The organism is Rhodococcus sp. T7 (assembly GCF_009872365.1).
In the GTDB taxonomy this organism is placed as follows: domain Bacteria; phylum Actinomycetota; class Actinomycetes; order Mycobacteriales; family Mycobacteriaceae; genus Rhodococcus_F.
This window is the reverse complement of sequence record NZ_WXYH01000055.1, coordinates 105,241-125,298: the sequence shown is the minus strand read 5'-3', so window position 1 is coordinate 125,298 and position 20,058 is coordinate 105,241. Positions and strand designations below refer to the sequence as shown.

General features: G+C 67.7%; 22 protein-coding genes. 13 read left to right on the top strand and 9 right to left on the bottom strand.

The genetic code is table 11. From position 1 onward, the window contains the following. The first annotated feature begins 201 nt into the window (after positions 1-201). Entirely contained in the window at positions 202-564 is a 363-nt protein-coding gene (locus tag MLGJGCBP_RS08300; protein ID WP_160094765.1) for a WhiB family transcriptional regulator, read from the top strand. 18 nt (positions 565-582) lie between these two features. On the opposite strand, the gene MLGJGCBP_RS08295 is transcribed toward MLGJGCBP_RS08300, so the two are convergent. The 3 genes from MLGJGCBP_RS08295 to MLGJGCBP_RS08285 form a co-directional block, all read right to left on the bottom strand. Next, positions 583-2,001 (bottom strand): WS/DGAT/MGAT family O-acyltransferase, encoded by a 1,419-nt coding sequence (locus tag MLGJGCBP_RS08295; protein WP_160094763.1) that lies wholly within the window; start codon positions 1,999-2,001, stop codon positions 583-585. A gap of 212 nt (positions 2,002-2,213) precedes the next feature. Continuing rightward, positions 2,214-2,585 carry a hypothetical protein gene (locus MLGJGCBP_RS08290; RefSeq protein WP_160094761.1) on the bottom strand — a complete coding sequence of 124 codons (372 nt, stop codon included), beginning with the start codon at positions 2,583-2,585 and terminating at the stop codon, positions 2,214-2,216. 25 nt (positions 2,586-2,610) lie between these two features. Beyond that, a complete protein-coding gene (locus MLGJGCBP_RS08285) occupies positions 2,611-2,964 on the bottom strand; it encodes a hypothetical protein (protein WP_236580974.1) in 354 nt (117 codons plus the stop codon). A 190-nt stretch (positions 2,965-3,154) separates the two neighbouring features. Between MLGJGCBP_RS08285 and MLGJGCBP_RS08280 the strand changes: the two genes are divergently transcribed. Further along, a complete protein-coding gene (locus tag MLGJGCBP_RS08280; protein ID WP_160094759.1) occupies positions 3,155-3,634 on the top strand; it encodes an SRPBCC family protein in 480 nt (159 codons plus the stop codon). A gap of 55 nt (positions 3,635-3,689) precedes the next feature. On the opposite strand, the gene MLGJGCBP_RS08275 is transcribed toward MLGJGCBP_RS08280, so the two are convergent. From MLGJGCBP_RS08275 to MLGJGCBP_RS08265, 3 genes are all read right to left on the bottom strand, one after another. Next, positions 3,690-4,232 carry a hypothetical protein gene (locus MLGJGCBP_RS08275; protein ID WP_160094757.1) on the bottom strand — a complete coding sequence of 181 codons (543 nt, stop codon included), beginning with the start codon at positions 4,230-4,232 and terminating at the stop codon, positions 3,690-3,692. A 119-nt stretch (positions 4,233-4,351) separates the two neighbouring features. Beyond that, a complete protein-coding gene (locus tag MLGJGCBP_RS08270) occupies positions 4,352-4,609 on the bottom strand; it encodes a hypothetical protein (protein ID WP_160094755.1) in 258 nt (85 codons plus the stop codon). 166 nt (positions 4,610-4,775) lie between these two features. Then, positions 4,776-5,666 (bottom strand): alpha/beta fold hydrolase, encoded by an 891-nt coding sequence (locus tag MLGJGCBP_RS08265; RefSeq protein WP_160094753.1) that lies wholly within the window; start codon positions 5,664-5,666, stop codon positions 4,776-4,778. Between the two features lie 126 nt (positions 5,667-5,792). Between MLGJGCBP_RS08265 and MLGJGCBP_RS08260 the strand changes: the two genes are divergently transcribed. The 7 genes from MLGJGCBP_RS08260 to MLGJGCBP_RS50385 all read left to right on the top strand — a co-directional run bounded on the left by MLGJGCBP_RS08260 (position 5,793) and on the right by MLGJGCBP_RS50385 (position 11,268). After that, positions 5,793-6,404, top strand: coding sequence for a hypothetical protein (locus tag MLGJGCBP_RS08260; protein ID WP_160094751.1), 612 nt, complete (start codon positions 5,793-5,795; stop codon positions 6,402-6,404). A gap of 147 nt (positions 6,405-6,551) precedes the next feature. Next, positions 6,552-6,932, top strand: a complete 381-nt coding sequence (locus MLGJGCBP_RS08255) for a decarboxylase (protein ID WP_160094749.1) — start codon at positions 6,552-6,554, stop codon at positions 6,930-6,932. 48 nt (positions 6,933-6,980) lie between these two features. Then, positions 6,981-7,685 (top strand): TetR/AcrR family transcriptional regulator, encoded by a 705-nt coding sequence (locus MLGJGCBP_RS08250; RefSeq protein WP_160094747.1) that lies wholly within the window; start codon positions 6,981-6,983, stop codon positions 7,683-7,685. 8 nt (positions 7,686-7,693) lie between these two features. Next, a complete protein-coding gene (locus tag MLGJGCBP_RS08245; protein ID WP_160094745.1) occupies positions 7,694-8,623 on the top strand; it encodes an ABC transporter ATP-binding protein in 930 nt (309 codons plus the stop codon). Then, positions 8,620-10,257: an ABC transporter permease gene (locus MLGJGCBP_RS08240; protein WP_160094743.1), complete on the top strand. Its 1,638-nt coding sequence runs from the start codon at positions 8,620-8,622 to the stop codon at positions 10,255-10,257. Before MLGJGCBP_RS08245 ends, MLGJGCBP_RS08240 begins: the two co-directional genes overlap by 4 nt. A gap of 27 nt (positions 10,258-10,284) precedes the next feature. Next, positions 10,285-11,037, top strand: coding sequence for an IclR family transcriptional regulator (locus tag MLGJGCBP_RS08235; RefSeq protein WP_160094741.1), 753 nt, complete (start codon positions 10,285-10,287; stop codon positions 11,035-11,037). A gap of 78 nt (positions 11,038-11,115) precedes the next feature. Continuing rightward, positions 11,116-11,268, top strand: a complete 153-nt coding sequence (locus tag MLGJGCBP_RS50385; RefSeq protein WP_179220325.1) for a hypothetical protein — start codon at positions 11,116-11,118, stop codon at positions 11,266-11,268. A 4-nt stretch (positions 11,269-11,272) separates the two neighbouring features. Here the strand turns inward: MLGJGCBP_RS50385 and MLGJGCBP_RS08230 are convergent, their stop codons facing one another. Then, positions 11,273-12,313, bottom strand: coding sequence for an NAD(P)-dependent alcohol dehydrogenase (locus MLGJGCBP_RS08230; RefSeq protein WP_236580973.1), 1,041 nt, complete (start codon positions 12,311-12,313; stop codon positions 11,273-11,275). Positions 12,314-12,557: 244 nt separating this feature from the next. On the opposite strand from MLGJGCBP_RS08230, the gene MLGJGCBP_RS08225 reads away from it, so the two are divergent. Both MLGJGCBP_RS08225 and MLGJGCBP_RS08220 read left to right on the top strand, forming a co-directional pair. Continuing rightward, the gene (locus tag MLGJGCBP_RS08225; protein WP_160094739.1) at positions 12,558-13,532 is read left to right on the top strand and encodes a PDR/VanB family oxidoreductase; all 975 of its coding nucleotides are present in this window, start codon (positions 12,558-12,560) and stop codon (positions 13,530-13,532) included. A gap of 59 nt (positions 13,533-13,591) precedes the next feature. Next, a complete protein-coding gene (locus MLGJGCBP_RS08220; protein WP_201452998.1) occupies positions 13,592-14,794 on the top strand; it encodes a cytochrome P450 in 1,203 nt (400 codons plus the stop codon). Positions 14,795-14,830: 36 nt separating this feature from the next. Here MLGJGCBP_RS08220 and MLGJGCBP_RS08215 read toward each other — a convergent pair whose 3' ends face one another. Then, complete coding sequence (locus MLGJGCBP_RS08215; RefSeq protein WP_201452995.1) at positions 14,831-16,369, bottom strand: PucR family transcriptional regulator; 1,539 nt, start codon at positions 16,367-16,369, stop codon at positions 14,831-14,833. Positions 16,370-16,532: 163 nt separating this feature from the next. Here MLGJGCBP_RS08215 and MLGJGCBP_RS08210 point away from each other — a divergent pair, with 163 nt between their 5' ends. After that, positions 16,533-17,912 (top strand): MFS transporter, encoded by a 1,380-nt coding sequence (locus MLGJGCBP_RS08210; protein WP_160094735.1) that lies wholly within the window; start codon positions 16,533-16,535, stop codon positions 17,910-17,912. A 37-nt stretch (positions 17,913-17,949) separates the two neighbouring features. After that, the gene (gene speB / locus MLGJGCBP_RS08205; protein WP_160094733.1) at positions 17,950-18,972 is read left to right on the top strand and encodes an agmatinase; all 1,023 of its coding nucleotides are present in this window, start codon (positions 17,950-17,952) and stop codon (positions 18,970-18,972) included. A 69-nt stretch (positions 18,973-19,041) separates the two neighbouring features. On the opposite strand, the gene MLGJGCBP_RS08200 is transcribed toward speB, so the two are convergent. Further along, positions 19,042-19,932 carry a LysR family transcriptional regulator gene (locus tag MLGJGCBP_RS08200; protein ID WP_160094732.1) on the bottom strand — a complete coding sequence of 297 codons (891 nt, stop codon included), beginning with the start codon at positions 19,930-19,932 and terminating at the stop codon, positions 19,042-19,044. Positions 19,933-20,058 lie beyond the last annotated feature (126 nt).

Sequence of the window (20,058 nt, the reverse complement as noted above, 5' to 3'; positions counted from 1 at the left end):
CAACTCGGCAGCAACCAGATCGAGGACCACGCAATCAGTATCGTCCATCTGTCAAGCATGTGCCGTTGCAGTACTAGGCGTCGGAGGCGAAGACGACCACTAGGCCTCGGAGGCGAAGACGACCACTAGGCCTCGGAGGCGAAGACGACCACTAGGCCTCGGAGGCGAAGACGACCACTATGCCTCGGAAACGACTATCCCATGCCATCTTTGACACTCACCGTTCGTCTGCTGACGCCCCACTCCGATCTGTGGGACTGGCAGACCCGCGCGCTGTGCCGAACCACCCGGGCGGATCTCTTCTTCGGGCCGGACAGCGAAAGCAGAGCAACACGAATCCGCCGGGAGAGGCAGGCGCAGGAACTCTGCCGGAGTTGCCCGGTTCGGCACGAATGCCTGCGCCACGCACTCGACGTCGGCGAACCCTACGGCGTCTGGGGAGGAATGACCGAATCGGATCGGCGATTCGGCCTCGATCGGCCCCAACTAAATCCACAGGCAAACCGCAAGCCGGCCAGAAGGCTTAGCATCTCGACGCGACACCCGCGCCCCGGAAGGCAGTGAGGGTTTACGGTCTACGCCTCACAGTCCGACGGCGGTTTCGAGGAGATCGAGTTCGGCGTCGAGGTGGTCGAGCATGGGGTGCAGATCCGGGACGGTGCGGCGGCAGCCGGTGAGGCCGAAGACGATCTGGTCGTCGCTGCTGGTGCAGGTGATGTTGAGTGCCTGCCCGGTGGTGGGGATCGACAGCGGGTAGAGGGATTCGAGGCGGGCGCCGTTCCAGTACAACGGGGTTCGGGGTCCGGCGACGTTGGAGATGACGACGTTGAACGGCGGACGCAGCGGCCCCCGCCTGCCGAGGAACATCTCGACTCCGAGTGGGGCGGCGCCGAGAGCGCTCATCGCGAGCACCTGGGCGGGACTCATCGCCTGCAGGGCGGCCTTGCCCTCGTTCATGCAGTTGCGCACCGTCTCGAGGCGGTGCGCGGGGTCGGGAAGGTGGGTGGCCAGGTTGCACATGAGCACTCCGACCCGGTTGCCGCCGGGCGCGCGTTCACCGGTTCCGGTCTCCGGCGCGCGCAAGGACACGGGGACCATCGCGATCAGCGGGTTGTCCGGCAACGCGTCGCGGGTGTGCAGGTAGGCCCGCAGGGTGCCCGCGCACATCGTCAGCACGATGTCGTTGATGGTGGCGTCGGCGTGCTTGGCCAGCAGACGGATCCGTTCGATGGGGAACGACCGGGCGGCGACGTGACGGGCCCCGCTGATCGGCACGTTGAACAGGGTGTGCGGTGCGGTGAGCGACAACGCACCACCCTTGCCGTGCAGGGCGCGGTCCACGGTGCCCAACGCCGCGGGCAGCAGCCCCGCCACCTCGCTCGCCGCGGCACGGGCGGCGTCCCACGCCATGGCCGGAAGCGCGGAGCCGGGACCGCTCGTGACGGCCATCCGCGCGTCCGGCACGGCCGACAGCGTGTTCCGGGGCTGCCAGGGGGTGGGCATGTTCCGGCGATTCGGGTCCTCACTCATGCTGTCGCGGAGCAGTCGCATCGCGGACGCACCATCGGCGAGGGCGTGGTGGATCTTGGTGTAGACCGCGTAGCGGCCGTCGGCGAGCCCCTCGATCAGGTGCATCTCCCACAACGGGCGACTGCGGTCGAGCAGGGTGCCGTGCAGCCGTGACACCAGGGTCATCAGCTCGGCCATTCCGCCCGGCTGGGGCAGGGCGTCGCGGCGCACGTGATGTTCCAGATCGACCTCGTCGTGCCGAAGGCTGTCCCAGCCCCACTGGCCGAGCGACGTCACCGAGCGGCGGGCCCGCTTCCGGAAGGGCGCCGCCACCTGGTCGCCGACCAGCGCCGCATCGAACATCGCGCGCACGTCGGCCGCCGACGATCCCTCGGGTGGGGTGAACACCGCCAGGCCGCCGACGTGCATCGGATGCTCGCGGGACTCGCCGAGCAGAAACAGTGAGTCGGTCGGCGCCATCGGGAACAGCATGTGGTGTCCTTACCGTTCCCGAAACGGAATCTGCCTGCGCAAATCCGTTTCCCCCCGGAACTGTCGTTCATATCGATATTGACGTGTGTAAAAGTAACGTTTAGGTGTGGTTCATGTCACAAACCGGTCTCGCTGTTTTAGTTGTACAGCACAGCCACCGTTTCCGCCACACGCACGGACGGACGAACACGTAGCCGTGGCTCCGTGGGCGGTCAGAGTTCGAGGTACAGGAAGTTGTCGGCCCAGTTTGTCTCGCCGGCGGTCGTGGCGAAGTAGAAGATGCGTTCGGAGAATCCGCAGTCGAAGTACTGGGCGATTTTCGATTCGCCGGGAGCGAGCGTGCCGAGGTTCCTGCTCTCGTACACGAGCGGGCTGTGGACCGTGACGCCGGTGGCGGTGCCGTCGCCCTCGTTGGTGACGCGCACTGCGCACGCGTTGACGCCTTCGGTATTCGCCTGGGTGATCGCGAGATCGGGTCCGTCGCCGAGGGATCCGAACGGCGCGGCGGACGCCGTTGCCGTTCCTAGCGTCATCAGTCCCGCGATCATGGCCCCCGCCACTGCCGTTCGTCGAAGGTTGCGCATGTTGTGCCCTTTCCTCGTCCGGTATTCAATACACGTTGATCTGCGTGATGCTGGGGATGTGCGGGCGGTCGGTGGTCAGCGTGACCTCGACGCGACCGGATCCCGTCTCGAGGTGCGCCCACGGCTCCGCCGGGAAGTCGAGCAGCCCACCACTGACGTCGGCGGACCACGATCCTGCAGCGCCGGTATCCAGGTTGCGCCAGTGCAGCGTCGCGAATACCGAGCACAGCACTCCCGGCGTCGACGACACACCGACGAACGTCCCGTTCAGCCGAACGTAGACCAGGCCGGGCAGCGAGTCGGTGGCAACGGTGACGCCTCCGATCCGGCCGCCGCAGGCGATCCCGTGAGCGACCGTCGCAGTGTCCGGAATGTTCACCCACCTGTCCTGGGTCTGATCCGCCGCGGCCGGGGCGGCGGCACCGAACAATCCGGCAGCACCAGTCCGGTGATCGCGATCGACTTGCCGAGCGTAAGAAGAGACATGGTGCTCCAGATCGCCGTCGGTCAATGTCCCGACGGTACCGCGGAAACAAGCCGAGAGTGCCACCTCGTGGTTTGATCGAGTCATGACCGAGGAGAACGGGATTCCCACCGTCGTCACCGCAAGCCGTGTCATCGCCGCTCCGGCACGGGCGATCTTCGAACTGATCGCCGACCCGGCGCAACAGCCGCGCTGGGACGGCAACGGCAACCTGGCCGAGGCCGCCCCCGGACAGCGGGTGCGCGCCGTGGGTGACGTGTTCACCGTGACGCTGACCAACGCAGGCATCCGCGACAACCACGTGGTGGAATTCGAGGAGGGGCGTCTGATCGCCTGGACGCCTTCGGAGCAGGGACATCCACCGCCGGGGCATCTGTGGCGCTGGGAGCTCGAGCCGCTCGACGAGAACCGTGTTCGCGTTACGCATACCTATGATTGGTCGCGCCTGACCGACGACCCGAAACGCCGAGAGCGTGCCCGCAGCACCACGTCCGACTGGCTGCTGGCGTCCGCTGACCGGCTTGCCGAACTCGCCGAGGCGAACGACGGGCAACCTCCCGCCTGACAATCGAGGACAGTCGGCGGCGGGCACTGTGCGCCACGCCGCCGACAGTTCCGAGTTACCGACCGGGGACGACGGAGATCGTTCCCTGGCAGACGGCGTTCTGAGAATTGACGAACCACCATCCCGCGCCGGTCTGGACGGTGACGGTGAACGACACCGTTCCTGTTCCTGTCCAGGTCCGGTTGATCGGGATTCCCGGTTTCTGCTGCAACGCAGCCTCGTCGCTGACGCTGTGGCCGCTCGCGCCCGTGGTCGTGTTGTGCCAGTCGACCGACACCCGCGTGCCGTACCAGTTGATTCCGATGCTCGGGATCAGACCGCCGGGCGGCGTGGGCAGTTCGTTCCCGCCGCTGAGCAGGATCGCCGGCTCCAGCGCCGACCCACCCGGTCGCAGCGACTCGCCGGACGAGGCGTTGACGGTCCACGTGAACGGCGGTGCCCAGACGAGGGGATTCGCGCTCGAGCACGTCATCGTCGTCGACGTCGGTGGTGCGGGCTGAGCATGTGCGACCGCACCCCCTCCCGCCACGACAGCGGTTCCCAACCCGACAGCAGTGAGTGCCGCAGCGCATGCGCGGCGCCCCAACTGGTTGCTCATGAGCCCTCCCATTTCTTCATTCCCCGAGACTCGAGACGTACCTCGCCCCCTGGATTTTCGGCAGCGAACAAGAATTCGTTACAGAGCGCGCGGGTTGGGCACCTCTTACGCCCGTGCAGTCAGTAGTTCCGGGCCGGTGGCAGGTCGCGTTGCACCAACAGTATTTCCGAGGGTGCGATGACACCGGGGAAGTAGAAGTGGCCCTCCGGGGACTGGACCAGATCGGCGTCGTCGATACCGTGGACTTCCCACACGTCCACCGCCCCACCGGTGTTGTTCATCCGCACGAACCAGTCGCGTTCCCACTCGCCTGCCGCGAGGAAGCAGCCCTGCTGCTCGGGGCTGTAGCTCCCTGCGATACCGCGAGCCGCACCCATCCGAGTCCAGTCCAACCCGTATCGGGAAATGGATGCACGATTCAACACCGAGGTGACGTGGTAGCGGGGTGGCATTCCCTCAAAGTAGCTCGGAACGTGATTATTACCCAGTGAATTTCGGTCCAGGCCGGACATCGACACAGGTGTGAGAGTTTGCATCGAGCATTCAGTTGGATGCTGACGCAAGCTCGTTCGCTGTCAGCGCGAGGATGTCGTCGGCGTGGCTGACGGCGATGAAATGACCACCACCGCTGACCGGGTGCCAGACGGCGCCCGGGGTTCTGTCGGCCACCGTCTTGTTGATGACCTCGGGGACCAGGGTGTCCGCGCTGCCCTGCCAGAAGTGCACCGGGCGTTTTACTTTGGTCATGTCGAACGGCCAGGCCTCGTAGAGCATTGTGGCGTCGACGACGAGTCCGTCTGCGCCGTGGCGAAAACACTCCCGGCTTGCGCCCAGAAAGCCTTTGAGGACGTCCTCGTCGGCCAGTACCTCCCGGTCCGCCGCGCACGTCGACTTCTTGATCGCCTGTCCGTAGCGATCCTCGAAATGTGTGGCACTCATGCCGAGCAGCTCGTACATGAGCGTGAAACCCGGGTGGAAGTGCAGCGCCAGGCGACCGCCCAGCGCGTCCACGCTGCTCAGATACTTCGCGGCCCAGTTCGCGCCGAACGTTCCGTAGTTGCCGCCTGCGATGCACACGACGTTAGCGAGGCGCATCGGGTCCAGATATGCGGCCGCCGCCAGGGCCCACGGTCCGCCCTCGGACCACCCGGTCACCGCGAACCGGTCGGCGTCGAACGAGTCGGCCAGCAGCAGGAGGTCGTCGGTCCAGCTTTCGAAGGTGCGGCCCGGCTGAAGGTCGGACCCGCCGATGCCCGGCCGATCCGCGCAGACGAATCGCAATCCGTTGGCCTTCGCGTACGGGTCGAACAGTTCGGCCTCCAATCGGCTGGACGGTCCGCCGTGGTTGTGTAGCACGAGCGGTCCGCGCGGGTCACCGGCTTCGAGATATGTGATGGTCCGGCTGCCGATCCGGATGCTTCCCTCGCTCGTCACGTGGACTCCTCACAGCGTTGGCCGGACGCCGAAACTGGGTGGGCGGCGTCGAAACTGCAGGTACTCGGATCGTTTCCATACTAGGCTCGACGGGTGGTTCGTCCCGAGCAGTTAGGGGTATCCGGCGTGGTGCAATCGACGGAGCGGCACGGTGTGCGTAGGCGCGGCGGTCTCGCCTTCCTCTCGATCGTCCTGGCAGGAGTCCTGCTTGCGGCCGGGTGCGGGCAGCAGGACTCCGGGTCCGATGCCGAATCGCAGCAGGACCACACGACGTCGGACACGAACCTCTTGCCCGAGGACGTGGTCGTCGCGTTGGACGGAGTGCAGAACTACTTCCCGGAGATCGAGCGACAGACCGCGACGAGTGAGAACTCCACCGCGGCCGGTGCCCCCGAAGCGACCAGAATGGTGATCTACGAAGGCGGAGACGGGCGAAGAGTCACCATCTCGGTGGATCGGTACCCCAGCCCCGACGCGGCCTCCACCGCATTCGAGCAGGCGATCGACAAGAGTGAAGTCGTCCAGGGATTCGTGGCGCTGCCTGCGCCGGCCGATGTGGGCGACAAGGCGTTCGCCGGTGCCGTCACCCAGGGCGAAGACACTCACATCGGGTACGGCGCACTCGACGGCACATATGTCGTCGGGGTGACGTCGGCCGGCTATCCGGCCACTCCCGAGAACGTCGACAAGCTGACCGGCCTCACTCGGGACGCGGTCGCGAAGGCCACCACGGCATAGGGCCCGCGCCAACACCGCGTCAGGATTGCGTTCGCCGGAGTCAGATCTGCGTCAAGACCGGCCGAAACCTCGCGCGACGGGGGTAGATCTGGAACTGAATCCCCGAGTCGGCCCACCCACGGCCGTCGACGGATCGAGGAGGTTCCGATGACACTTCACCTTCCCCATCTGTTCGCGCACGAGCAGTCGCGGCAGAACACGGTGCTCGACCTGTCGGTCCTCGGCACGGACGGCCCGGGCATCGAGGACGCGCTGCGTGCGGTTATGGAACAGCCGCAACCGCGGCTGGTCGGTATCCGATGCCCTGCCGGTTCGAAGGCCGTCGACGACGCGATCGGGCTGATGGAACGGGTCCGGCGCGACTACGGCGTGATCCTGACGGAACTGGTCCTCGCGGACGCGGATCGGGTCGATCTGCGCGAGGCCGTCGACGAGGCCCTGGACGAGGCATGCGCCCGGAACCGGTTCCCCCGCCCGAGCGTCGTGTTCACCGGGCGCCCGGCTGTTTCCGCCTTGACGAAATCTTGACGCCGTCACCCCTTGCGTCCGGTTGAACACGCGTTTAGCGTACTAAACATGCGTTCAACCAATGCCGCTTCCAGGGTCCCGCAACCCGACATGACCACCCGCGCCCGCGTGCGCGACGCGGCCATCACGGTGTTCGGCAACCACGGTTTCGGCACCGGAGTGCGGGCGATCGCCACCGCCGCCGGGGTGTCACCCGGCCTGGTCATCCACCATTTCGGTTCGAAGGACGGCCTGCGCGCCGAATGCGACGAGCACGTCCTGCGGATCATCCGCGAGCAGAAGGCGGAGGCCGTATCCACACCCGGGCCTGCGGGAGCAATGCAGGCCCTCGCCGACATCGAGCAGTACGCCCCACTCGTCGCGTACATCGTGCGGAGTTTCCAGGCGGGCGGCGGTCTCGGCGAATCCCTCTTCGAGCACATGGTGGAAGACACGACGCAGTACCTCGAACTGGGAGTGGCGACCGGAAGTGTCCGGCCCAGCCGCAACCCGGCGGCGCGGGCCCGCTACCTCACGCTCTACAACGTCGGCGCGATGCTGCTGTACCTGCAGATGCGCGCAGACAAGGAAGTTCCGCTCGATTACGCCACGGCCATCCGCGACCTCGCCACCGACGTCACGCTGCCCGCCCTCGAGATGTACACCGAGGGCCTCCTGCCGGATTCGTCGATGCTCGAGGCGTATCTGGCCACCGAAGACGGCGCCGCGCAGGCGGGCGCGGCACCCCCAGAACATACCGACTCCCCGAACTAGGAGCAGCTATGAGCGCGATCATCGAAGTGCGCAACCTGGTGAAGACGTTCGGACGAACCCGGGCGCTCGACGGACTCGACCTCGAGGTCGGCGAAGGGGAAGTGCACGGGTTCCTCGGGCCGAACGGGGCAGGCAAGTCCACCACCATCCGCGTCCTCCTCGGCAGCCTGCACGCCGACAGCGGTGAGGCCACCGTGTTCGGCCGCGATCCGTGGCGCGACGCCGTCGCCTTGCACCTCGACATGGCGTACGTCCCCGGCGACGTGACACTGTGGCCGTCGTTGTCCGGCGGCGAGACCATCGACCTCCTCGCGCGGATGCGCGGCGGACTGGACGAGACCCGCAAGAAGGATCTGATCGAGCGTTTCGACCTCGATCCGAGAAAGAAGGGGCGGGCGTATTCGAAGGGCAATCGGCAGAAGGTGGCCCTGGTGTCGGCGTTCTCGTCGGACGCCCGCCTGCTGTTGCTCGACGAGCCGACCTCCGGGCTGGATCCGTTGATGGAGAAGGTGTTCCGTGAGTGCGTGGGCGAGGCCCGCGACCGCGGGGTGACCGTGCTGCTGTCCAGTCACATCCTGTCCGAGGTGGAGGCTCTGTGCGAGCGGGTCACCATCATCAGGTCGGGGCGGGCGGTCGAATCCGGGACGCTGGCGTCGATGCGGCATCTCAGTCGTACGTCGATCACCGCCGAACTTCTCGGTGATCCAGGCGATCTGAGTCGCATCGACGGTGTGGCGGACATCCAGTTCGACGGGTCGACGCTGCACTGCCAGGTCGACAGCGAACATCTCGGCGAACTCATCCGGGTTCTCGGCGACACGGGGGTGCGGAGCCTCGTCAGCAAGCCCCCGACCCTGGAAGAACTCTTCCTGCGGCACTACGAGATCGACGTCGGCCCGACGGCGTCGTCCGACACGGTGGAGAAGGTGCGGGCATGACTACCGCAACGGTGTCCCGGTTCCGGCCCGTGGAACCGGCACCGGTATCGTCCTCGGATTTCAAGGGGACACTGCACTTTCTGCGGTTGTTCCTGCGCCGGGACCGGATCGCGCTGCCCCTGTGGATCCTGATCTTCGCGTTCGCGCCCGCGCTGTACGTCGCGAGCATCGCCGACATCTACACCTCCCCGGCCGACCTGGCGGAGTTCGCGGCCACCACGGCGGCCAGCCCCGCACAGATCGCCATGTACGGGCCGATCTTCAACTCCAGCCTCGGTTCGGTGGGGGTCTGGAAGGCCGGCATCTACTACACGCTGATCGGGCTGGTGGTGATCCTGACGGTCATCCGGCACACCCGCGCCGAGGAGGAGACCGGCCGGGCCGAGCTTCTCGACTCCACCGCCGTCGGACGGTATTCGGGTCTGACCGCGGCGCTGATCCTCGCCGGCGGTGCCTCCGTGGTCACCGGGATCCTCTGTGCGGCAGCGTTACTCGCCCGCGACCTCCCGCTCGGCGGCTCGGTGGCCTTCGGGACGTCGCTGGCCTGTTCCGGTCTGGTGTTCACCGCGGTGGCGGCCGTTGCGGCGCAGGTGAGTACCGGCGCCCGCGTCGCGCGCGGCATCGCATTGACGGTGCTGGGCGTCGCCTTCGCGTTGCGCGCGATCGGTGACGCCGGCAGCGGCGCCCTGTCGTGGTTCTCGCCGCTCGGCTGGGCCCTGCAGATCCGTCCGTACGCCGACGAACGCTGGTGGATCGTCATCCTCAGTCTCGTCACGGCGGCCGTACTCACCTGGACGGCATACGCTCTCCTGCGCCGGCGCGATGTCGGCGCCGGTCTGATCGCCGAACGTCCCGGACCCACCGACGCATCGCCCGCACTCGCCGGAACCCTCGGACTGGCGTGGCGGATGCACCGCGGCACTCTCGCGGCCTGGACCGCCGGGCTCGGACTGTACGGACTGCTGATCGGCAGCGCCGCCAAGGGCGTCGGCGGCCAGGTCGGCAACAGTCAGACGATCCGGGACATCATCCTGCGGATGGGTGGGTCGCAGTCGCTGGAGGAATCGTTCATCGGCTACGCGTTCACCATGCTCGCCATCGCGGCCGCGGCTTATGCGATCTCCGCGTCGCTGCGCCTGTATTCGGAGGAGAACGCCCAGCGTCTCGAACCCGTGACCGCCGGTTCCGTCGGCCGGGTCCGGTGGGCGTCGAGCCACATCCTGTTCGCGTTGCTGGGTCCGGCGGTCGCGATCGTGGTGGCCGGGGTGGCCGCCGGACTCACCTACGGTGCGTCCGTCGGCGACGTGGGGGGAGCCCTGTCCCGTGTGGTCGGGGCGGCGCTCGTGCAGCTTCCCGCGATCTGGCTGCTCGCCGGGGTGACGGTCCTGCTGTTCGGTGTCGTTCCGCGGTTCACGCCGGTGGCGTGGGGAGTGCTCGTTGCGTTCCTGCTGATCTTCATGGTGGGGTCGATCGCGCAGTTCCCGCAGGCGGTGCTGAATCTCGAGCCGTTCAGCCACGCTCCGAAGCTGCCGGGCGGCCAGTTCGAATGGGCGCCGATCGGGTGGCTGCTGCTGATCACGGCCGCGCTGATCGTGGCGGGTGTGGCGGCGTTCCGGCGGCGCGATCTGCGCTGAGCGTCGGCCGGTGTGCACACTGAAGGCATGGCACGTGTGCACACCGGCGAGTCCGTCCTGGCCCGGACGGTGCGGATCGTCGAATCGTTCCGTTCGGACGATTCGCTGCTCACGGTGTCCGAGATCGCCCGGCGGTCCGGTCTGCACATCTCCACCACGTCGCGGCTGATCGACGAACTGGTGGGGTGCGGCTGGCTCGAGCGTGAGGACCGGAAGGTGCGGATCGGGGTCCGCCTGTGGGAGGTCGCGTCGCGGGCGTCCCCGACCCTCGGGCTCCGGGAGGCGGCGATGCCGTTCATGGAGGATCTGCACGCCGTCGTCGGGCAGCACACTCAGCTCGGTGTCCTCAAAGGCGACGAGGTGTTGTTCATCGAGCGGCTCACGGCGCCGGGAGCCGTCGTCAACTACACGCGCATCGCCGGCCGGATGCCGCTGCACGTCTCTTCGTCGGGGCTGATCCTGCTCGCCCACGGACCGTCGGAGCTGCAGGAGCGGATCCTGGGGGAGCAGTTGAAGGTGTTCACCGACAATACGATTCGCACCCCCCGACAGTTGCGGGGTGTGCTGGCGGACGTGCGCCGGCACGGCTACATCCTCTGTGCCGGTCACCTGTACCCGGACACGACGGGTGTCGCGGTTCCGGTGCGGGACGGCGCCGGCAAGGTGGTGGCCGCGCTGTCGGTGGTCGTGCCGAACGACGAGAAGGCGTACGCGCAGATCCCCGCGCTGCAGGCAGCGGCGAAGGGCATCACCCGGGTGATGGCGACCGCGTCGAAGTAGCCCGCCGGCCGGGTGGACTATCCGACCCGCCCGTGCCACGGTGGTATCGGAACCACTTCTCCCGGAAAGCGCAGCGCCATGGAAAGCACCGCACAACCCAGCCCCCTGGAATGCCCGGACTGCCACGCCCTCACCGCGGATCTCGAGGCCCACAAACACTGGCACTCCCGGCTCGTGCACGACATCGCCACCGCGGTCGACAAGGACATCAGCCGACGGGCACACACCTAGGAAGTCAGTCGGCAGACACCGAGAGCACGACCTTTCCGCGCACCTGCCCGTCGACTAGGCGGCGGAGGGCCGTCGCGGCCTCGCCCAGCGGGTACGTTCGCTCGACGACCGGTGTGACGTCGCCCGACTCGACGAGGTCGCGGAGCACGCGCAGATCGGCGCCATCCTCCTTCGAGACGAACACGCACAGCGTCCGACTCGAGAAGGGGGACAGCGCGAGCGCGCGGAGCTGGCGATCCGTGCCGCCCAGCCACCGTCCGTCCGTTTCGCCGCCGACGATGACGAGTCTCCCGCGCGGCGTGAGGACCCGGCGCAGCCGCGACAGCGACGTGTTGCCACCGATGTCGAGGACGACGTCGTACCGCCGCCCGAGCCGGGTGACGTCTTCGTCCGTGTAGTCGACGACGTGATCGGCGCCGATCGACCGGACCAGGTCGACCTTCGCGGTGCTGCACACGCCGGTGACCTCCGCGCCGTACGCCTTGGCGACCTGCACGGCGAACGTGCCCACGCCGCCGGAGGCGCCGAGGATCAGCACCGACTGCCCCGCCGAGACCCGGCCGTGGTCGCGTACCGCCTGCAGCGCCGGGAGCCCGGAGATCGCGATCGCCGCGGCCTGCTCGAACGTCAGGTCGGTCGGCTTGTGCGCGAGTTTGGCCGCGGGCGCGCACGCGTACTCCGCGAACGTCCCGGTGCCGATGCCGAAGACGTCGTCGCCGGGCCGGAATCCGGTGACGCCGTCGCCCACCGCCTCGACGCGCCCGGCGAGGTCCATCCCGGGAACGGCGACCTTAGGCCTGCGGAGGCCGTACCCGGCGAGGCGCAACGGGTACGGGAGCCCGGTCACGAGGTGTGCCACGCCGCGATCGACACCCGCCGCGTGCACTCGGACCAGCACCTGGTCGGCCGCGGGAACGGGTACCGCGACGTCCCGCAGTTCGAGGATCTCGGGCGGGCCGTAGACGTCCCGGACGACGGCCTTCATCGTGCCGCGTGGGTGCCTGGATGCGTCGGCGGGGCGTTCGGGTTCGGTCGGTGGCTCCATCTTCGGACTCCGTTCGGACGGTGGGTCGGGTGCGCAATTCCCGGCCGTCACGTGAAGAATAAGCCGACCGGCCGCAGACCGGGCTGGATCTCGTTCCGGACGGACTCGAGCGTGTGACGGCACTGGGAATTCGCCCGGGGGAGTGACTCCGGTTACGGTCTCGACATTCAACTATTGAAAATGCTCTGGCGGCTCGGCCCCTGCTCGGAAGATCCTCGAACAAACGCGAGATCGAGGAGTCGAGATGCCACACAACCCGGTTTCTTCCGGTGCGCCAGCGGACGCGGCGCTGCGAGTTGTCGCCAAAGATATTGTCGCGGAAGGTGTCGTTGCGCTGACCTTGCAGCACCCGGACGGCCGGCGGCTGCCGGACTGGGCGCCCGGCGCCCACATCGACCTGATGCTCCCGAACGGGCTGACCCGCCAGTACTCGCTGTGCGGTGACCGTTGGGACGCGCACACCTACCGGGTCGGTGTGCTGCGGGAATCCGCAGGCCGCGGCGGGTCCGCGTACGTCCACGACGAACTCGCCGAGGGCGACCTCGTCGGGGTCGGCGTTCCGCGCAACAACTTTCGGCTCGTCCCCGCGCCGAGGTATCTGTTCGTCGCCGGCGGCATCGGAATCACCCCGCTGCTGCCGATGATCCGCCAGGCCGAACTGATGGGAATCGAGTGGCAACTCGTGTACGGCGGCCGCACCCGGACGTCCATGGCGTTCCGGGACGAACTCGCCGGCTACGGCGACCGGGTGGTCGTCGTGCCGCGGGACGAGCAGGGCCATCCCGACCTGCCTGCGTACCTCGCCACCGCGGCCGCCGCTGACGCGAAGGTCTACGTGTGCGGACCCGGGCCACTGCTCGCGGCCGTCGAAAGCTGTTGCGCCGGATGGCGTATGGGCTCGCTGCGGACCGAGCGTTTCGTGCCGCGGGACCGGGGCGCTCCGCTGCGCGACGAACCGTTCCAGGTGGAACTCGCGCGCTCCGGCCTCGCGGTGACGGTGACTCCCGGCGCCAGCGTCCTCGACGCGGTGCAGGAGGCCGGGGTCAACGTCCTGTCCTCATGTCGCGAGGGCACGTGCGGGACCTGCGAGACGACCGTCCTCGCAGGCGTCCCCGACCACCGCGATTCCGTCCTCGACGACGACGAGCGATCCGCCGGCGACTGCATGCTCATCTGCGTCTCACGGTCGTGCTCCGACCGCCTCGTGCTCGACCTCTGACACACCCAGACGTGACACACCCAGACGTGACACACCCAGCGAAGGGATTTCCCGTGACGATGTTCGCCCCCGCCCCCACGTTGCCCGTCAGCGATGCCGACCCGTTCGCCCTCGACGTCCTGCAGGACCCGTTGCCGTTCCAGGCGGACCTGCGCGATGCGGGCCCGGTCGTGTACCTGCGGCGCTACGACGTCTTCGCGCTCGGCCGCTACGAGCAGGTCCATGCCGCGCTGATCGACTGGCAGTCGTTCCAATCCGCCGCCGGGGTCGGTTTGAGCAACTTCCGGTACGAGACTCCGTGGCGTCCCCCGAGCATCCTGCTCGAGGCCGACCCGCCGCACCACGACGCCCCGCGGGCGGTGCTGAGCAAGATTCTGGGTCCTCGCGCACTGCAGAAGCTCAGGGCGTCGTGGATTCAGGACGCGGACATCCTCGTCGACCAGTTGCTCTCGAACGCAACCGAATTCGACGCGGTCACCGACCTCGCTGCCGCGTTCCCGCTGCGGGTCTTCCCGGATGCCGTCGGCATCGCCGGCATCGGACGGGAGAACCTGCTGCCGTACGGGGACCACGCGTTCAACGCGTTCGGTCCGGTCAACAGCCTGGTGAAGAAGGGCGCGCCCCGGGTGGCCGAACTGTCCGGCTGGGTCAGCGAGCAGTGCGCGCGCGACGCGCTCACCGGCGACGGCTTCGGTGCGCAGATCTGGGCGGCGGCGGACCGCGGCGACATCACGTACGAGCAGGCGCCGCTCGCCGTGCGCTCGCTGCTGACGGCAGGGGTGGACACCACGGTCAACGGACTCGCGGCCGTGCTCTACGCGTTCGCGCGGCATCCGGAGCAGTGGGCGAGGCTGCGCGAGAATCGTACGCTGGCCCGGACGGCCTTCGACGAGGCCGTGCGGTGGGAGTCGCCGGTCCAGACGTTCTTCCGCACGGCTACGAGTGACACCGAGATCGGCGGCACGGTGATCCCGGACGGCAGGAAGATTCTGATGTTCCTCGGCGCCGCGAACCGCGATCCGCGCAGGTGGGACAACCCGGACGTGTTCGATCTCGGCCGGAACCCGTCCGGGCACGTGGGGTACGGGATGGGCATCCACCAGTGCGTCGGCCAGCATGTCGCGCGCCTCGAATCGGAGGCGCTGCTGACGGCGCTGGCATCCCGGGTGGAGTCGCTGGAGATCGCCGGGCCGGTGCGCCGTCACCTCAACAACACGCTGCGGTCGTGGGAATCGGTGCCGGTGCGGGTGCGGCTCGCATGACCATACGTACGTATGTATTGACGGAATAGGGACTGGTCAGGTCGCCGGCTTAGACTCCGACCGGTCGCTGTCGCGGGTGTACAGCAGTTCCGCAGCGCGGACGGCGAGCCAGAGTTCCGACAGTGAATTGGTGTCCGCAAGGTCGCGGGACGTCAGCGCCTCGACCTTGCGGATGCGGTACATGACCGTCTGCCGGTGAATGTGCATCGCCTGCGCGGTCTGCTGCCACGACCGCTGGTTCTGCAGGAAGGCGTCGAGCGTTTCGACGAGTCTCGAGTTGTGCTGCTCGTCGTAGTCCAGAACCGGGCGCAGGATCCTGTCCACCAGGGTTTGTGCGTCGGCCACGCTCGACAGCCCGACCCACGGGACGGCGCTGCCGTATCGGGAGACGACCGTCTCGCGTCGTTCGGCGATCGACAGTGCCCACGCGGCCTCCCGCGCCGCATCCTGAAAACGCGCGAGGGACCCGACGGTTCGGCTGATACCGATGCGGGCGGTCGGGCCCAGCGCGCGGGACAGCACCGAGTCGGTGTCCGGGCCGTCCGGCACCAGGACGTGCGCGGTGCCCATGCGCAGCAGGCACAGATACGGGAGGGTGTGCCGCCACAGCGAATTGTGCAGTTCGAGCATCCGTTCCGGCTCTTCGCTGCGCGCCGCCACCAACACGGCGGACTCGGGTTTCAAGCCGAGATCGGCGAGTTGGGCGGTGACCCCGGCGACGTCCATGCGGCCTTCGAGCATCTGGGTGAGAAGCCCTGAACCGTAACGGCGTTCGTGTTCGAGCATCAACTGCGTCTGGGACAGTTCGATGGCGACGACGGTGGCAGCGTGCTGAAGCTGGATCGGGTCGACGCCCACCCGCGGATCGCTGAGCGTGACGAGTGCGGCACCTGCATGGCGGGGGATGTCGGTGAGCATCGCGGCCCGGTCGCCGACCGACGGAAGTCCGTACGCGCCGCCCGCCACGTTCTTCGACGCCTCGGACAACGCCACCACCGCGTCGCTGATTGTCGGGTCCAGCGGGGTCGTGCCCGGAAACCAGGGCTCCCCGGTGGCGCGGTCGCACACCTGGATCTCGCAACCCAGTTCGCGTGCGAGTGCGGAGAGAAGGTCGGCGGGTGCGGCGCCGCGGGCGGTGTGCCTGCGGATCAGGTCGTAGATCCGGACGGTGCGAGCGAGGCGATGCGACTGGTCGACGAGGGTGGCTTCGGCCACCGACCGGGAAATGGCGACGAAGGGGAGGGGATACCGGATCCACAGGACCGGGAAGCCCAGTTCGTCGCTGGTGCGTGTGAACGCCGCCGTCAGGCGCGGGCAGTACATGTTCTCGCCGATGCCCAGCCCGGCCACTCCGGCGTCGGCGAGGTGCCGGACCAGGTCGGCCTGCTCTTTCGCCGACTTCGGGAACGACATGCCGTTGGTCATCAGGAATTCGCCGCCGGTGACCCATCGCCACGGTTCGGGTAGGTCGGAGGTGTGGGTCCAGGTGACTTCGCGACCGAGTCCGGACGCCCCGGAATACACCTCCAGGCGCAGGTGCGGGATCTCCACGAGCTCACCGACGGTGACAGCCACGGAGCCTCCTCTGCGTCAACGCCCAATCAGGTTTGTGCGATCGAATAAAGCGTAACCACTGGTTTTGCGCATTGGCTACTCGTGTTCCGCCCAAACGGCCAGGCATTCTGTGTTGGACGTCACAAACGGCAACACCCGCACTTCATCCAGTCCAGGAGCCCCAATGACTAATACCGGTCATCTGATAGACGATGCACCGTTGACCTCCTTCCACAAGAAGCTGACAGCGTTCTCCTCCGGCGGGCCGTTCATCGACGGATTCGCGTTGTCGATCATCGGCGTCGCGCTGATCACCATGGAACCGGCGATGAGCCTGAGCACCACCGAGATCGGATTGATCGGTGCGGCAAGCTTGGTCGGGATCTTCGTCGGCGGCGGTGTGTTCGGCTACGTGACCGACAAGATCGGCCGGCATTTCATGTACATCGCCGACCTGGTCGCGCTCGCGGTGTTCTCCGTCCTCTCCGCCTTCTGCGGTGAGGCCTGGCAGGTCATTCTGCTGCGGTTCCTGCTCGGTGTCGCGATCGGCGCCGATTACCCGATCGCTACGTCACTGCTGGCGGAATTCCTGCCGAAACGGCAGCGCGGCCGGCTGCTCGGCGCCATGTTCGTGGTGTGGGCGGTCGGTGCCGCCGCTGCCTACATCGTCGGCTACCTGGCGAAGGATCTCGGCCCGGATGCCTGGCGCTTCCTCCTCGCGAGCCCCGCCATCTTCGCCGTCATCACGCTGCTCGCCCGGATGGGTACACCCGAGTCGCCGCGGTGGCTGATGAGCAAGGGGCGCATGGCGGAGGCCGACAAGTCGATCAAGCTGGTCTACGGCGAGCAGTACGGTGTCGCCGACCTTCCCGAGGAACCCGTCGTCAGCACGTCGTTCTTCCGGGTGTTCCAGAAGCCCTACCTGCGACGCACCATCTTCGTGGCGATCTTCTGGACCGCCCAGGTGATCCCCCTGTTCGCGGTGTACACGTTCGCCCCCGACCTTCTCGAGTCCTTCGGGCTGTACGGCGACGCCAACCTCTACGGCGGTTCCCTCATCATCGCGGTCCTGTTCGTGGTCGGCGGCATACCCGGTCTGTGGCTGGTCGAGAAGATCGGACGACGCAAACTGCTGATCGGGTCGTTCGCCGTCATCGGTGTCACTTTGGCCGTCCCCGCCCTGATCCCCGACGTTCCGGCGGAGATCTTCTTCCTGGCCCTCGCAGTCTTCGCGATCGGCTCCGGTGCCTCGAGCTTCCTCGAGGTGGTCTACCCCAACGAGCTTTTCCCCACCGAGGTTCGAGCCACTGCGGTCGGTGTCGGCACCGCGATCAGCCGGATCGGCTCTGCCGCAGGCACCTATCTGATGCCGATGGCGCTGATCAGCTTCGGCGCGAGCGGCGCACTCATGATCGGAGCGGTTGTCACGCTCATCGGGCTCGTGGCCTCCATTTTCCTCGCACCGGAAACCCGCGGCGCGTCGCTGACGGACACCGCGTCGAAAACCGAGTCAGAAGTAGAGAAATCCGACGATCCCGACCCGGCGCCCGTGACCCGCGCCTGACCTGACAAGAACCTTCCCGAGTACAGGAGAGACAGCCATGCCCCAGCCCAGAGAATCCCTCGTCGGTGCACTGCCCGCAACCCAGGTTCCCCGCTACGCCGGCAAGGGCACGTTCGCCCGCATCGCCGACATCCACGAGGTCGACGACTACGACATCGCGATCCTCGGCGTCCCCTTCGACGGCGGCACGTCGTACCGGCCCGGCGCCCGGTTCGGCCCGATGGCCGTCCGGCAGGCGGCGCGTGCACTGCGCCCCGGCTATCACGTCGAACTCGGTGTCGCACCGCTCGAAGAAGTGCAGGTCGTCGACGCCGGTGACGTGACGATCACGCCGTACGACATCGGCGAGGCCTGCCGGCAGATCGAGGCACATGCCGCCGAGATTCTCGGCGGCGGCGACCGCAAGATCGTCTCGATCGGCGGCGACCACACGATCGCCCTGCCGAATCTGCGGGCGCTGCACGCAAAGCACGGACCGATTGCACTGGTGCACTTCGACGCTCACCTCGACACCTGGGACACCTACTTCAGTCAGCCGGTCACGCACGGGACGATCTTCCGGCGCGCATTCGAAGAGGGTCTTCTGGTCGAGGACCACTCCATCCACGTCGGAATACGCGGTCCGATCTACGACCAGGCCGACCTGAACGACGACGCTCGGATGGGATTCCGGATCATCCGCGCAGGCGATCTGGACGTGATGGGCATCGAGGCGGCCGTCGACGTGGTCCGCCGACGTGTCGGTGACGTCCCCGTGTACGTGTCGATCGACATCGACGTCCTCGACCCCGCGTTCGCCCCCGGAACCGGCACACCCGAAGCGGGTGGCCTGACATCCCGCGAACTGCTCCGGATGCTGCGTCAGCTGACCGGCCTCAACGTCGTCGGCGCCGACGTCGTCGAGGTGGCCCCGGCCTACGATCACGCCGAGATCACCTGTGTCGCAGCCGCTACCGTGGTATTCGACCTCGTGTCGCTCATGGTCGCGGGTTCACAGCGCGACACCGTCGCCGCGGCGGCCGAAGCCATCGGCGCGTCGGTGCCGAGCTACCCGTCCTGAATACCCGACGAGCTGACGAAGCGGCGCCCCGGCGAGGGGCGCCGCTCCTTCGTGCCTGGGCAGTAGTGGCTACCGCGCGCTTCCGATCACGTCGCGCAGCACCCGGGTGACCGTCTGCACCGACGGCGACGGATTCGCGTCCTGCCAGGCCATCGCGATGGGGAGGGTCGGGGCGTCGCCCGCGATCGGCAGGTATTCGACCCCGTCCATCGTGAGGTGTGCCGTCGAATCGACCACGACGGCCACCCCGACCCCGGCGCCGACCATCGCGAGCAGGCTGTACGGGTCGGGCGCCTCGTGCGCGACGACGGGGGCGAACCCCGCCGCCGCGCACAGCGCGAGCGTGGCGTCGCGGACCACGGACCCGTGTTCGGCGGGGTAGATCACGAACCGTTCGCTCGCCAGTTCCTGCGGCACGACGGCGCCCGCCGCGACGAGGCGGTGGCCGGCCGGGACCGCGACCATCAGCGCCTCCTCGAGCACGGTGTGCGTCGCGAAACCCCGCGGGACCGGCAGTCCGACGATGCCCATGTCGAGGGTGCCGCGGGCGAGGGCGTCGAGGACCTCGCCGGAGTACATCTGCGGGCGAAGGTCGAGTTCGATGCCGGGGTAGGCGTCGGCGAGGGAGCGGGCGAGCACGGACAGCACCGTGTAGCCGCCCGCGCCGCCGAACCCGACGGTCACGCGGCCGGTCTCCCCGGCGGCCGCCGCCTGCGCGATGCCCCGCACGATCCCGATCTGCGCCTCGATGGTGCGGGCCGGACCCACCAGTGCCTCGCCCGCAGCCGTGAGGCGCACCGAGCGGGTGGTGCGGACGAACAGGTCGGTGCCCAGTTCCCGTTCGAGGGCCCGCACGGTCTGGCTGAGCGGCGACTGCGCGACATGGAGACGCTCGGCGGCCCGTCCGAAATGCAGTTCTTCGGCCACGGCGAGGAAGGCGTGCAGGTGACGGAGTTCCATGACGCTCCTCGAGGACTATGTGTCTGGATCACCTAAACAAGCTGAATTAAGTCTTGGACTCTACACGGAATCCCGACCATAGTGATGCACACCACCTCAACATCGGTGTGACGCCCCGAGCACGAA

What these genes read in the sequence shown, in the direction of transcription:
- MLGJGCBP_RS08275 (WP_160094757.1), bottom strand. Translation starts at nt 4,232, where the DNA reads ATGAGCAACCAGTTGGGGCGCCGCGCATGCGCTGCGGCACTCACTGCT.
- MLGJGCBP_RS08200 (WP_160094732.1), bottom strand. Translation starts at nt 19,932, where the DNA reads ATGGAACTCCGTCACCTGCACGCCTTCCTCGCCGTGGCCGAAGAACTG.
- MLGJGCBP_RS08280 (WP_160094759.1), top strand. Translation starts at nt 3,155, where the DNA reads ATGACCGAGGAGAACGGGATTCCCACCGTCGTCACCGCAAGCCGTGTC.
- MLGJGCBP_RS08225 (WP_160094739.1), top strand. Translation starts at nt 12,558, where the DNA reads ATGCCACACAACCCGGTTTCTTCCGGTGCGCCAGCGGACGCGGCGCTG.
- MLGJGCBP_RS08250 (WP_160094747.1), top strand. Translation starts at nt 6,981, where the DNA reads ATGCGTTCAACCAATGCCGCTTCCAGGGTCCCGCAACCCGACATGACC.
- MLGJGCBP_RS08295 (WP_160094763.1), bottom strand. Translation starts at nt 2,001, where the DNA reads ATGCTGTTCCCGATGGCGCCGACCGACTCACTGTTTCTGCTCGGCGAG.
- MLGJGCBP_RS08255 (WP_160094749.1), top strand. Translation starts at nt 6,552, where the DNA reads ATGACACTTCACCTTCCCCATCTGTTCGCGCACGAGCAGTCGCGGCAG.
- MLGJGCBP_RS08290 (WP_160094761.1), bottom strand. Translation starts at nt 2,585, where the DNA reads ATGCGCAACCTTCGACGAACGGCAGTGGCGGGGGCCATGATCGCGGGA.
- MLGJGCBP_RS08240 (WP_160094743.1), top strand. Translation starts at nt 8,620, where the DNA reads ATGACTACCGCAACGGTGTCCCGGTTCCGGCCCGTGGAACCGGCACCG.
- MLGJGCBP_RS08210 (WP_160094735.1), top strand. Translation starts at nt 16,533, where the DNA reads ATGACTAATACCGGTCATCTGATAGACGATGCACCGTTGACCTCCTTC.
- MLGJGCBP_RS08220 (WP_201452998.1), top strand. Translation starts at nt 13,592, where the DNA reads ATGTTCGCCCCCGCCCCCACGTTGCCCGTCAGCGATGCCGACCCGTTC.
- MLGJGCBP_RS08270 (WP_160094755.1), bottom strand. Translation starts at nt 4,609, where the DNA reads ATGGGTGCGGCTCGCGGTATCGCAGGGAGCTACAGCCCCGAGCAGCAG.
- MLGJGCBP_RS08300 (WP_160094765.1), top strand. Translation starts at nt 202, where the DNA reads ATGCCATCTTTGACACTCACCGTTCGTCTGCTGACGCCCCACTCCGAT.
- MLGJGCBP_RS50385 (WP_179220325.1), top strand. Translation starts at nt 11,116, where the DNA reads ATGGAAAGCACCGCACAACCCAGCCCCCTGGAATGCCCGGACTGCCAC.
- speB (WP_160094733.1), top strand. Translation starts at nt 17,950, where the DNA reads ATGCCCCAGCCCAGAGAATCCCTCGTCGGTGCACTGCCCGCAACCCAG.
- MLGJGCBP_RS08235 (WP_160094741.1), top strand. Translation starts at nt 10,285, where the DNA reads ATGGCACGTGTGCACACCGGCGAGTCCGTCCTGGCCCGGACGGTGCGG.
- MLGJGCBP_RS08230 (WP_236580973.1), bottom strand. Translation starts at nt 12,313, where the DNA reads ATGGAGCCACCGACCGAACCCGAACGCCCCGCCGACGCATCCAGGCAC.
- MLGJGCBP_RS08245 (WP_160094745.1), top strand. Translation starts at nt 7,694, where the DNA reads ATGAGCGCGATCATCGAAGTGCGCAACCTGGTGAAGACGTTCGGACGA.